The sequence below is a fragment of the Saccharothrix sp. NRRL B-16348 genome (genome assembly GCF_001280085.1).
GTDB lineage: Bacteria > Actinomycetota > Actinomycetes > Mycobacteriales > Pseudonocardiaceae > Actinosynnema.
Genome location: NZ_LGED01000203.1, coordinates 22,824 through 34,654, shown reverse-complemented (window position 1 = coordinate 34,654; position 11,831 = coordinate 22,824). Strand labels below are relative to the sequence as shown.

At 72.5% G+C, this 11,831-nt stretch carries 12 protein-coding genes; 7 read left to right on the top strand and 5 right to left on the bottom strand.

Annotation, left to right across the window (positions count from 1 at the left end):
- Positions 1–53: 53 nt before the first annotated feature.
- From ADK67_RS22815 to ADK67_RS22795, 5 genes are all read left to right on the top strand, one after another.
- Complete coding sequence (locus tag ADK67_RS22815; RefSeq protein ID WP_053718515.1) at positions 54–1,346, top strand: Gfo/Idh/MocA family protein; 1,293 nt, start codon at positions 54–56, stop codon at positions 1,344–1,346.
- Between the two features lie 9 nt (positions 1,347–1,355).
- A complete protein-coding gene (locus ADK67_RS22810) occupies positions 1,356–1,952 on the top strand; it encodes an AAA family ATPase (RefSeq protein WP_053718514.1) in 597 nt (198 codons plus the stop codon).
- The gene (locus ADK67_RS22805; RefSeq protein WP_053718513.1) at positions 1,949–2,542 is read left to right on the top strand and encodes a hypothetical protein; all 594 of its coding nucleotides are present in this window, start codon (positions 1,949–1,951) and stop codon (positions 2,540–2,542) included. Before ADK67_RS22810 ends, ADK67_RS22805 begins: the two co-directional genes overlap by 4 nt.
- Before the next feature lie 89 nt (positions 2,543–2,631).
- Positions 2,632–3,612 (top strand): P-loop NTPase fold protein, encoded by a 981-nt coding sequence (locus ADK67_RS22800; RefSeq protein ID WP_053718512.1) that lies wholly within the window; start codon positions 2,632–2,634, stop codon positions 3,610–3,612.
- Between the two features lie 7 nt (positions 3,613–3,619).
- A complete protein-coding gene (locus ADK67_RS22795; RefSeq protein WP_053718511.1) occupies positions 3,620–4,399 on the top strand; it encodes a hypothetical protein in 780 nt (259 codons plus the stop codon).
- A gap of 3 nt (positions 4,400–4,402) precedes the next feature.
- On the opposite strand, the gene ADK67_RS22790 is transcribed toward ADK67_RS22795, so the two are convergent.
- The 5 genes from ADK67_RS22790 to ADK67_RS22770 form a co-directional block, all read right to left on the bottom strand.
- A complete protein-coding gene (locus tag ADK67_RS22790; protein ID WP_053718510.1) occupies positions 4,403–4,996 on the bottom strand; it encodes a TetR/AcrR family transcriptional regulator in 594 nt (197 codons plus the stop codon).
- Entirely contained in the window at positions 4,993–6,888 is a 1,896-nt protein-coding gene (locus ADK67_RS22785; protein ID WP_053718509.1) for a YhgE/Pip domain-containing protein, read from the bottom strand. Before ADK67_RS22785 ends, ADK67_RS22790 begins: the two co-directional genes overlap by 4 nt.
- A complete protein-coding gene (locus ADK67_RS22780) occupies positions 6,885–7,508 on the bottom strand; it encodes a hypothetical protein (RefSeq protein WP_053718508.1) in 624 nt (207 codons plus the stop codon). The genes ADK67_RS22785 and ADK67_RS22780 overlap by 4 nt, the downstream gene beginning before the upstream one ends.
- 96 nt (positions 7,509–7,604) lie before the next feature.
- The gene (locus ADK67_RS22775) at positions 7,605–8,528 is read right to left on the bottom strand and encodes a GNAT family N-acetyltransferase (protein ID WP_053718507.1); all 924 of its coding nucleotides are present in this window, start codon (positions 8,526–8,528) and stop codon (positions 7,605–7,607) included.
- Between the two features lie 10 nt (positions 8,529–8,538).
- Complete coding sequence (locus ADK67_RS22770) at positions 8,539–9,369, bottom strand: class I SAM-dependent methyltransferase (RefSeq protein ID WP_053718506.1); 831 nt, start codon at positions 9,367–9,369, stop codon at positions 8,539–8,541.
- A 192-nt stretch (positions 9,370–9,561) separates the two neighbouring features.
- Between ADK67_RS22770 and rpsA the strand changes: the two genes are divergently transcribed.
- Together rpsA and ADK67_RS22760 are read left to right on the top strand one after the other, a co-directional pair.
- Positions 9,562–11,058, top strand: a complete 1,497-nt coding sequence (gene rpsA / locus ADK67_RS22765) for a 30S ribosomal protein S1 (protein ID WP_033442914.1) — start codon at positions 9,562–9,564, stop codon at positions 11,056–11,058.
- 140 nt (positions 11,059–11,198) lie between these two features.
- Entirely contained in the window at positions 11,199–11,807 is a 609-nt protein-coding gene (locus ADK67_RS22760) for a hypothetical protein (protein WP_231648315.1), read from the top strand.
- Positions 11,808–11,831: the final 24 nt, after the last annotated feature.

Below are 11,831 nucleotides of genomic sequence, written 5' to 3'. Positions count from 1 at the left end.
TGTGCGGCCGGCGCGGGTTAGCGTGTGTGGAAAACGCTTACCAGGAGGCGCGCATGGCACGCAGGCGTTACGCGGTCGTGGGCACCGGCGCACGCGCCGAGCTGCACGTCGACGCGATCGTCAGGCACGCGGAGCAGGGGGAGCTGGTCGCGTTCTGCGACGTCAACCCCACCCGCATGGCCGTGCACAACGAACGCCTGGACCGGCCTGTGCCGACCTACGCCGCCGAGGACTTCCTGCGGATGATCGAGGCCGAGCGGGTCGACGTCGTCGTGGTCTGCACGGTCGACCGCCACCACGACACCTACATCGTGGAGGCGCTGGACGCGGGCTGCGACGTCGTCACCGAGAAGCCGATGACGGTCGACCCGGCGGGCGTCGGCAAGGTCTTCGACGCGGTCGAGCGCACCGACGGCCGGGTCGCCGTCACGTTCAACTACCGGTACAACCCGGTGCACGAGAAGGTCCGCGAGCTGCTGACCGGCGGCGCGGTCGGCGAGATCGGTTCAGTGCACTTCGAGTGGCTGCTCGACGTGCGCCACGGCGCCGACTACTTCCGCCGCTGGCACCGGGACAAGGCCAACTCCGGCGGCCTGCTGGTGCACAAGGCCACCCACCACTTCGACCTGCTCAACTGGTGGGTCGACTCGGCGCCGGAGGTCGTGCACGCGCACGGGCGGCTGTTCTTCTACGGCGACGAGAACGGCAAGCGCCACGGCCACCACCGGCCCTACGACCGGGTGCACGGCTCGCCGGAGGCCCAGGACGACCCGTTCGCCCTGCACGTCGAGCGCGACAAGTGGCTGCGCCGGCTCTACCTCGACGCCGAGCACGAGGACGGCTACCACCGCGACCGGAACCCGTTCGCGCCCGGTGTGTCCATTGAGGACGACCTGTCGGTGCTGGTGCGCTACGCCAACGGCGCGAACCTGACCTACCACCTCACGGCCTACTCGCCGTGGGAGGGCTACCGGCTCATGGTCAACGGCAGCCGCGGCCGGCTGGAGCTGGAGGTCGTGGAGAACAGCTGGGTCAGCGGCCAGCAGCCCGGCGTGCACGGCAAGGAGGCCAACCCCGAGGAGGGGCACGTCCGGCTGACCGTGCAGCCGCTGTTCGGGCGGGCCGCGGAGGTCCCGCTGGAGGCGGGCGGCGCCGGGCACGGCGGCGCGGACGCGCGGATGACCGCGGTGCTCTACGGCCCGCCCGGCCAACCGGACCCGCTCGGCCGCCGGGCCACGCACCGCGACGGGGCATTGTCCCTGGTCACGGGCTTCGCGGCGAACCGGAGCCTGGAGACGGGAGAACCCGTGCGCGTGGCGGAGTTGCTCGACGCCGGTTGGCGGTAGCCTGGCTCGGTGCCGCTCCTGGGACCAGCCGACGAGTTGCCGCACCCGCCGCGTCGGGTGCTCGTGGCCGGCACGTCCGGCTCCGGGAAATCGACCCTGGCCAGTCTCGTCGCACGCACGCTCGGGCTGTCCTATGTGGAGATGGACTCGCTGTTCCACGGTCCACAGTGGACGGCCAGGCCCGAGTTCGAGGCCGACGTGCGCCGGTTCGTCAAGGGCGACGCGTGGGCCACCGAGTGGCAGTACAGCCTGGCGCGGCCGGTGCTGCTGGAGCACGCCGACACGCTGCTCTGGCTGGACCACCCGCGGCACGTGGTGATGCGGCGGGTGACGGTGCGGACGGCGGTGCGCCGGCTGCGCCGCGAGGAGCTGTGGAACGGCAACGTCGAACCGCCCCTGCGCACGGTGTTCACCGATCCCGAGCACCTGTTGCGGTGGGCGTGGAAGTCGCATGCCCGCACCGGCGAGCGGGTCCGGGCGGTGCTCCGGGGCGAGCACGCCGATCGACTCGCGGTGGTGCGGCTGCGCGGGCAGCGTGAGGTCGACCAATGGCGGTCCGGCCCGTTGCGACGGGCGGCGGAGCGCGGCGAGGAGTCGGTGCGATGAGCGAGCGGACGGCGTTGGTCCTGGGTGGCACCGGGATGTTGAAGGGGTGCGCGGACGAGCTGCTGGCGCAGGGGTGGCAGGTCGTGCTGCCCAGCCGGCGACCCGAGGGCGTGCTGGGCAGCGCGGCGAAGGCGGCCCTGCGCGGGCGCGGCCACGTGCCGCACGTGACCGGCGTGGAGGGCTCGCGGGTCGCGGTCGCGGCGGACTGGGCCAGACCGGTCGAGCTGGCAGAGCGGGTCCGGGAGGTCGTCGACCGGCCCGCCGACCTGCTCGTGGCCTGGGTGCACGCGAGCTACCGGGACGCCGTGCTGCGGGCCGTCGCGCCCCTGCTCGCACCGCACGCGCCGGTGGTCGAGGTGCACGACAGCGGCGCCATCCACGCGGTCCGCGGCGTGCCCGACCCGGCCCTGGACGGCCACCCGACGCAGCAGGTCGTGCTGGGGTTCGTCCGGCACGGCGGCAGCACCCGCTGGCTCAGCCACGAGGAGGCGTCGGTCGGCGTGCTCGAAGCCGTCCACCGCGCCCTGGACGGCCGGCCGCCGTCGGTGCACCAGGTGGGCGAGGTCGACACCTGGGTGATGCGCCACTAGCCCGCCCGCCGACACACCGCTCGATGCGGGTTCACGTCGCGTGTTCGGTGCGATACTCCGCGTGCCGGAACGCTCACGGGGAGGCGCGCATGAAGCCCGGGACCTCCTCGAGCACGACGCCGGCGAAGCCCGACCACGCCAGACCGTCTCCCGCCGACGCGGTCGTCACCGCGATCGAGGTGGTGGTCGTCGAGTGGCCCGACGACGACCCGCCGATCACGGTCGCCGTCACGGGCTGGGACACGGGAGGACAGCCGGACATCGCCGATCTGCTCCGGGAGCGGCTGCCCGCGCGGTCCCACGTCGTCTGCTCGCTCGACGCGGCCGACTGGGAAGGTGACGCGCTGCCGGCCGGCGGGCTGCTGGCGCGCGGCGTCGCGCGTGCCGCCGGGGAACGCCGGAACCGGGTGCGCCGGGCGTTCCAGCCGATCTCCGTCGAGATGAGTTCGCCGCGGACGCGACGGCGGCGCAAGGTCCTCGCCGGTGTGGTGTCGGCGTTCATCGCGGCCGGCGTCGTCGCGCTGCCCGACGTGCGCGCCGCCGTCTTCAGCATGGCGGGCAAGGGCGGCCCGGTCGGCGAACTCGCGTCCCAGGCCGTCCGCTCACCGGTGGTGGCCGCCGTCCTGCTCGCCCTGGTGTTCTGGGTCGTGCTGGGCCGGGCGTGGACGGCGACGACCGCGATCGCCCGGTTCACCGCGAGCGTGCGGGACGAGGCCACGAAGGGCACGTTCGAGGAGGTCCGCGACCAGTTGGCGAAGCTCGTCCGCCAGGCGTTGCGCGCTCGCCGGCACGGTCGCCGGTTCGTGGTCGTCGTGCGGAACATCGACAGGTGCGGTGGCGACTTCGTGCTCGAGCTGTGCGAGACGGCCAAGAAGATCGTGCGTGCTCCCGGCGTCGTGCTGGTGTTCCTCGGCGACCTGAGGACGATGGAGGAGGCCGCGGTCCGCAAGACGGGGCTGCCGGTGGAGTCCGCGCACGCCCGCCGCCTGGGCCGCCGGCACGTGCGCAAGCTGATCCCCAACGTCGTGGCCCTGCCGCACGCGACGAGCGACGAGGTCTGGGAACGGTGAGCCGGACATGACGTTGGACATCCTGTTGGCGGTCTCCGGCGAGGCCATCGCGCCAGACATCCGGGGGTTCATCGCGCCTCTGGTCGCGATCATCATCGCTGTCATGGGGATCAGGTACCTGTTCGGGGATCAGAAGAGCCTCGCCGGGTTCATCGGGTTCCTGTTCCTCGGCATGATCGTCTACTCGCTCATCCAGTGGGGCGACGTCGTCCTGGAGTCGCTGGGCGGGCTGTTCCAGGGCTGGGTCGGGGGCGGCGACGTGCCCGCGGTCTCGGCCGCGGTCGTCATCGGCGGCGCGGCGCTGGCGTTCGCGGTCGTGTTCTGGCTGCTCCCGGACCGGGCCCCCGATCGGGCGGCGGAGAGCGGGACGTCGGTGACGGTGGCCGACGAGCCGTCCGCCGAAGCCGCGGGAGCTACCCGCGAAAGCCGCACCCGGGCCGCGTGGGCGGCGTTGCAGGACTTCGCGCCGAAGCCGGCCGACCCGTTCGACGTCGACCGGTGGCGCAACCAGCTCCGGCTCGCCGTCGTGGTGGCGGTGGAACGCGGCGTCTTCGACGCGGGCTCGCCCGTCACACCCGCCCACCTGGCCAAGTGGGTGGTGCTCCGGGACGTGTGGCCGGACGTCGTCGACCGGCTGTGGACCGACGAAGGCCTGTTGCGGGCGCTGGAGGAGCACCTGGGAGACGAGGACGACGAGGCGCTCGTGCGGTTCCTGGGCGCCGGGCCGCCGTTGTCTCCGGTGGTGCGGAACCTGCTGCACATGGTCCCGTCGGTCGACCCGAGGTAGCGGCTAGCCCGGCCGCAGGCCCCGCACCAGCGACAACACCGATTCGCGCACGTCGGCGAGGCTGCGTTCGGGCTGGAACACCTGCCAGTCCAGCGCGATCACCAGCAGCGTGCCGAACAACGCCGCCGACGCCGTGCCGACCTGCACGCCGTCGGGCAGCCGGCCCGCGTCGGACAGCCGCTGCATCTGGCCGCGCACGATGGACACGATGTCGTCGCGCAGCAGGCTCAACGTGTCGTGCCACTGGCCGGGGGTGCGCCACAGCTCCGACACCAGCAGCTGCCCGAACGCGGGGTACTCGGCGAAGAACCCGAGCATCCCGTCCACCAGCGACGCCATCGCCGACGACGTCTCGTCCTCCTCCTCGGCGACCTTGAGCCGCGCGGCCAGCAGGTCGACGCCGTGCCGCAGCAGGGCGTCCACCAGCGCGTCCTTGCTGGCGAAGTTGTAGTAGACGGTGCCCTTCGCCACGCCCGCCTCGGCGGCGATCTCGTCCACCGTGACACTGGCCGCGCCCCGCTCGCCGACGAGCCGCAGGGCGGCGTCGAACAGCTTCTGCTTGGTCGCGGCGGTGCGGCCGCGGCGCGGGCCGGTCACAGCACGAGTTCCGGCTTGAGTCGGCTGGGAGTCCACACCCGCTGCTTGTACGCGGCGAGCGTCGACAAGGCAAGGCCCGCCGCCAGGTAGCCGACCAGGATCAGCGCGTCCCGGCCGACGCCGCCCAGCGAACCGCCGTACATGAGGTGCCGCAGGCCGTCCACGGCGTAGCCCATGGGCAGCCCGTAGTGCAGCGGGTACAGCGGCACGGGGATGGTCTGCCACGGGAACGTGCCGCCCGCGCTGACCAGCTGGAGGATCAGCAGCACCAGGCCGATGAACTTGCCGACCGCGCCGAACAGGGCGTTCAACGCGTGCAGCACGGCCACGAACGTGGCCGACACCAGCAGCAGGAACGCCAGCGCGCCCAGCGGGTGCGACGGCCGGATGTCCACCACCAGCGTGACCGCCGCATACATCACCACGACCTGCGCCGCGCCGAGCAGCGCGCCGGGCAGCCAGCCGCCCAGCGCCACCCGCAGCGGCGACTGCCCGGCCGCCAACCCGCGCCTCGACAGCGGCTTGAGCAGCAGGAACAGCACGAACGCGCCGATCCACGCGGCCAGCCCGAGGAAGAACGGCGCCAGGCCCGCGCCGTAGCTGCCCGCCGACGTCTGGCTCACCCCGCGCACGTTCACGGGGTCGCCGATGGTCCGCGCGGTCGACTCGCGGGTCGGGTCGTCGGGGTTGGGGATCTCCGAGACGCCCGCGGCCAGGCCGTCGCGCAGTTGGTTCGCCCCGTCCACCAGCTGCGCCTCCCCGTCGCGCAGCCGGCCCGCGCCGTCGCGCACCTGCGCCGCGCCGGACGACACCTGCGCCGCGCCGTCGTTCAGCCGGGTGATCGCGTTGGCCAACGCGGGCGTGCTCGCGGCGAGCTGGGCCGCGCCGTCGGAGACCTGCCTGGCCCCGTCGGCGAGCGTGCGCAGCTGCCCGGCCGTGCCCTGCACCTTGGCGTTGGCGTCGTCCACGGGCCGGCGGGCCTCGCCCAACGTGCCGAGCACCCGTTGCACCTGCTCCTCGGTGAACCCGAGCGCGCGCAACCTGGCGGCCACGTCGCCGTTGACCGCGTCCAGCCGGGTGACCAGGTCCTGCGCCTTGGCGGCGTAGTCCTCGGCGGTCCTGGCGACGGTCTCGTTGCCGTCGGCGACCTGCTTGGCCCCGGACGCCAGCTGCTGCGACTTCACCGGCAGGTCCGCCGTCGAGTCGCGCAGCTGCGTGAGGCCGGACGACACCTGCGCCGCGCCGTCCGCCAAGGGCGCCGTGCCGTCGGCGAGCTGCTGCGCCCCGGTGTAGGCGTCCTGCTGGCCGGTGGCGAGCTTCGTCGCGCCGTCGGCGGCCTCTGCGGTCTTCTGCCGGATGGTGGAGAAGCCGAGCAGCAGCTTGTCCGCGGCCTCGGCGCCGACCTGCACCGACACCGACCGGCGCACCTCGGCCACGACCTGGTTGGCGATCGTGGAGCCGAGGTAGTTGTTCGCGTCGTTGGTGGTCAGCACGATCACGCCCTGGCGCGGCGTGAAGTCGCCGGACGACAGCAGTGCCTGCGAGAAGTCCTCGGGCAGGGTCAGCGCGAACGTGTACGTCCCGTCGCGCACGCCCTGCTCGGCCTGCGCGGCGTCCACCCGGCGCCAGTCGAACCTGTCCCCGTCCACCAGCTCCTCGGCCACCTCGTGGCCCGCGTCCAGGCGCGTGCCGTCGCTCGCGGTCGCGCCCTTGTCCTCCACGACGAGCGCGGCGGGCACCTGGTTGAGGTGCGCGTAAGGGTCCTTGTTGGCGTACAGGTACAGCGCCGCGTAGAGCAGCGGCACCAGCGTCAACGCCACCACGGCGAGCTTGGGCAGCGTGCCGGAGGTGATCCGGCGCAGCTCGTTGAACGCCATCCGGACGGCGGTCACTCGGACTCCTCGTCAACGTTGTCGGCGCCGATCCGCGCGACGGGCACGTCGAGCACGGTGGCGCTGGTGGTGGTGCAGAGGACGACGACGGACCGCTCGGGCGTCACGTGCCCGCGCGCCAGCTCCAGCCACCCCTTCGGGTCGCCGTGGTAGCGGTCGGGGTTGTCCAGCACGAGGGTCGTCGCGCCGGGCCTGCCCGCGGCCAGCTCCAGCATCAGCGCGCACCGGGTGGCGGCGGGCACCTGCTCGAACCGGTGGTCCAGGTGCGCGTCCGCGCCGCGCTCGACCAGCCAGTCGGCCACCGCCTTGCGGCCGCTGCGGGCGCCGTTCACGGCCAGCTCCTCGCCGACCACGCCGGCCAGCGTCAGCGACGCCTCGGGCTCGCTGACGTCGGGTGAGTCGACCAGCACGACGTGCCGGCGCAGGTCGGCGGCGGCGGGGGAGACCTCGCCGGTGCTGGGGCGCATCCGCCCGGACAGCACCAGGCCGAGGGCCGTGTGCCCGGCGCCGGGGTCGCCCGCGACCAGCACCAGCTCGCCCGGCTTCACCAGCAGCGATGTCGGCTTCAGCAGCGGACCGTGCGGTCCGTTCACGCCGACGCGCCGTGCGTGGATCTGCACAGCGGGACCTCCTTTTGAACTGACCGGTCAGTTCAAATAGTGGTCCGGTCGAGGGTGGCGCGCAACTCGACGCGGTGTGATGTGGCGCGCGGCCGGTTAGCGCAACGCCCCGGCGGGGCGGACCTCCCACATCGTCCACAGCGGGCGATAGCCCTGCCGCGGCCAGAAGACCGAGGACAGCGGGTTCGGCGGGTTGTAGTACAGATAGGTGCCGACCGTGCCCAGCCGGTGCAGCTCGCGGTGCGCGTGCGCCATCAGCTGCCGGCCCACCCCGGTGCCGCGCGCGCCCGGCAGCACGGACACGCAGTTCACGTAGCCCCAGCGGCCGTGCGGCAGCCTCGTCGCCGTCCAGTTGCCCGGCTCCGACGTCACCACCGCGCACTCGGCCAGCGCCACCGCGATGCCGTCCCGCTCGGCCAGCCACGCCGGACCGCCCGTGGCCAGCCGCTCGGCCAGCGTCCGCCGCTTCAGCGCCACCGCGTCCGGCCGGTGCACCGTCGAGCCCACCATGGACGAGTAGCGCAGCTCGGCCAGCGCCAGGGCCAGCACCGTCTCCAGGTCGGCCGGCGTGGCCCGGCGGATCGTCGCCGCGCCCGTCACCGGCGGCGGAGGCGCCTGCCGCACCGCGACCACGGTCAGCGGCACCAGGCCGTGGTCCAGCAGCGCCCTGGTCGCCTCGGCGTCCCGGCTCGGCCAGGTCAGCACGCACGCCGAGTCGCGCTCGGCCGGTCCCAGCAGGTCGAGCCGCTTGCGCCACGCGCGCAGCAGCACGTCCATGCCCGCCGCGCCCGCGTTGCCCAGCAGCGGCGTCAGCTCCCACACCTCGGTGGCCGACCAGAGCCGGGCGGGCGACCGCCGGTCGTGCACCTGGCGCTGCAGCACGCCCGCGACCCTGGTCCCGTCCGGCAGCGCCGCGGTGATCACGTCGCCGTCCGGCGGCACGACCGCCGGCGGCAGCAGCGGGTCGACGCTCGCGAAGCGCGCGCTCTGCGCCTCCATCAGCCCTTGACCGACGGTCATGCCTGGCAGGTTACGGCTTTCGGGTGCGGAAGATCGCGGTGCCCGGGAACAGCCTGCCGCGCAGCGGGCTCCACTGCCCCCACGTGCGGGTGTGCCCGGCGGGCCACTCCGGCTCCACCACGTCCACCAGCTCCAGGCCCGCACCGACGAGCGCCCGCACGTAGTCCCCGGTGGTCCGGTGGTGCTCCACGTACGTGGCCCGGCCGGTGTCGTCGACCTCCACGTACGGCGTCCGGTCGAAGTACGACTGGGTGACGGTCAGCCCACCCGGTCCCGGGTCGTCCGGGAAAATCCACCGGATCGGGTGAGTCACCGAGAACACCCACGGCGCGCCCGGCCGCAGCACCCGCGCGACCTCCCCGAACACCTCGCCCACGTCCGCCACGAACGGCACCGCGCCGAACGCCGAGCAGGCCGCGTCGAAGCTGCCCGACGCGAACGGCAGCTGGTCGGCGCTGGCCTGCACCAGCGGCACGGTCACGCCGGTCGCCGCGTTCGCCGCCACCGCGTGCCGCAGCATCCCGGCCGAGATGTCGAACGCCACCGCGTGCGCGCCCCGCGACGTCAGCCACCTGGCGCACGGCGCGGAGCCGCAGCCGACCTCCAGCACGCGACGTCCGCGCAGGTCACCGAGGTAGCCGGCGTCTTCCTCGCGGACGCCCTCGGGGCACCACACGAAGTCGGCCGCGCCGAGGAAGTCGCCGTGCTCGGCGTGGTAGTCGTCGGCGTCGGCGTCCCACCACATCCGGTTGGCCGCGCGCGACTCGGCCGCGTCGACGCCCCGCTTGGCGATGCCGGTCGTGCCGAGCGCCTGTTCCGCGCTCGCGTGCTGGTCGGACACACTGCTCCATTCAAGGGTGCCGGTTTGCCCGGCGGGCTTCCGGCCGCGTACGATATCGCCCGCGTAGTGGGTTCGCGCTGTCCTGCGATCGGTGATCACTTGGTGAGTCGGTCTTCGCGGTCGGGCGTGCCCTCCGCGTAGCGTTGAACCCGCAGGCCACAAACCCCAATCCGTACCGGAGCCACCTACCTAATGTCCACCGACACCACCACTGTCCCGGTTGCCGCTGCGCCGAAGCAGGTCGCCATCAACGATATCGGGACGGAGGAGGACTTCCTCGCTGCTATCGACAAGACGATCAAGTACTTCAACGACGGCGATATCGTCGAGGGCACCATCGTCAAGGTCGACCGGGACGAGGTCCTGCTCGACATCGGCTACAAGACCGAGGGCGTCATCCCCTCGCGCGAGTTGTCGATCAAGCACGACGTCGACCCCAACGAGGTCGTCAAGGTTGGTGACGAGGTCGAGGCTCTTGTTCTCCAGAAGGAGGACAAGGAAGGTCGGCTGATCCTCTCCAAGAAGCGCGCGCAGTACGAGCGCGCCTGGGGCACCATCGAGGCGCTCAAGGAGAAGGACGAGCCCGTCAAGGGCACGGTCATCGAGGTCGTCAAGGGCGGCCTCATCCTGGACATCGGCCTGCGGGGCTTCCTCCCCGCCTCCCTCGTCGAGATGCGCCGCGTCCGCGACCTCCAGCCGTACGTCGGCCGCGAGCTCGAAGCCAAGATCATCGAGCTGGACAAGAACCGCAACAACGTGGTCCTGTCCCGCCGCGCGTGGCTGGAGCAGACCCAGTCCGAGGTCCGCAGCGAGTTCCTCAACCAGCTGCAGAAGGGCCAGGTCCGCAAGGGCGTCGTGTCCTCCATCGTCAACTTCGGTGCCTTCGTGGACCTGGGTGGCGTGGACGGCCTGGTGCACGTCTCGGAGCTGTCCTGGAAGCACATCGACCACCCCTCCGAGGTCGTCGAGGTCGGCCAGGAGGTCACGGTCGAGGTCCTGGACGTCGACATGGAGCGCGAGCGCGTGTCGCTGTCGCTCAAGGCGACGCAGGAAGACCCGTGGCGCCAGTTCGCCCGCACCCACGCGATCGGCCAGATCGTGCCGGGCAAGGTCACCAAGCTCGTCCCGTTCGGCGCGTTCGTCCGGGTGGACGAGGGCATCGAGGGCCTGGTCCACATCTCCGAGCTGGCCGAGCGCCACGTCGAGATCCCGGAGCAGGTCGTGCAGGTCGGCGACGACGTCATGGTCAAGGTCATCGACATCGACCTGGACCGCCGCCGCATCTCGCTGTCGCTCAAGCAGGCCAACGAGGGCTTCACGGTCGACTCCGAGTTCGACCCGACCCAGTACGGCATGGCCGCCGAGTACGACGACCAGGGGAACTACATCTACCCCGAGGGCTTCGACCCGGAGACCCAGGAGTGGCAGGAAGGCTTCGACAAGCAGCGCGAGGAGTGGGAGCGGCAGTACGCCGAGGCCCACACGCGCTACGAGGCCCACATGAAGCAGGTGGCCAAGGCCGCCGCGGCCGAGGAAGAGGCCGCCGGGGAGACGAACTACTCCTCCGGTGGCGAGGCTCCGGCCGCCGCGACCTCGTCCAGCACGGGCGCCCCGGCTCAGGCCGGCGGCACCCTGGCCAGCGACGAGCAGCTGGCCGCGCTCCGCGAGAAGCTGTCGGGCGGCGCCTGAGCAGCACCGGTCGGCGGATCCTCGCCGGCAGACTGAACGACACTGATCGCCCCTCGCCCACCTCGGGCGGGGGGCGATCGTCGTTCACTCCTTCGGGGGTGCGTGGCGTCGCCGTGCGCTAAATTGAGAATGCTATGGGCATGCGGACGGCGGTGTTGGCGGCGATGGTGGTGCTCGCGTGCGCGGGCTGCTCGGCCGTGGCGACGCAGCCCGTCGCGCAGCCGCAGATCCCGACGATCGTGCCGCCGACGTCGTTCAGCCGGATACCCCAGATGACGGACCGGCCGCTGCCGGACGACTGCGAGCTGGTCATCCCGGTCGAGCTGTTCCACCAGAAGCTCGGCCGCGAGCTGCCCGGCGAGCTGAAGACCATCATCGGCATCCCGGAACCGTCGCTCGGCCGCACCGGCAAGATCGACTGTTACTACGGCGTGCCCGAGCGGCAGCCGATCGCCGCCGCGCCCGTCGTCATCGGCCTGGCCACGTACACCGACGAGCCGACGGCCGCCGCCCGGGTCGCCGACAGCGTGGCCGCCGAGCGCGAGGACGGCGCGACCGTCCGCGAGGTCGACGTCGGCAAGCGGAAGGGCCAGCTGATCAGCGCCAAGGACGAGCGGCTGCTCGTCGGCTGGCTCGGCAAGACCACGTTCGTGGCCCGGGCGAAGGTCGGCGTGCTGCCGGACGACGCGATCGGCGGCTTCCTCGCCGCCGTCGCCCAGCAGTCCATGACACCTATTGAGGGCGCCTGAAGATCCGCCGCGTGGCAGGCTGGT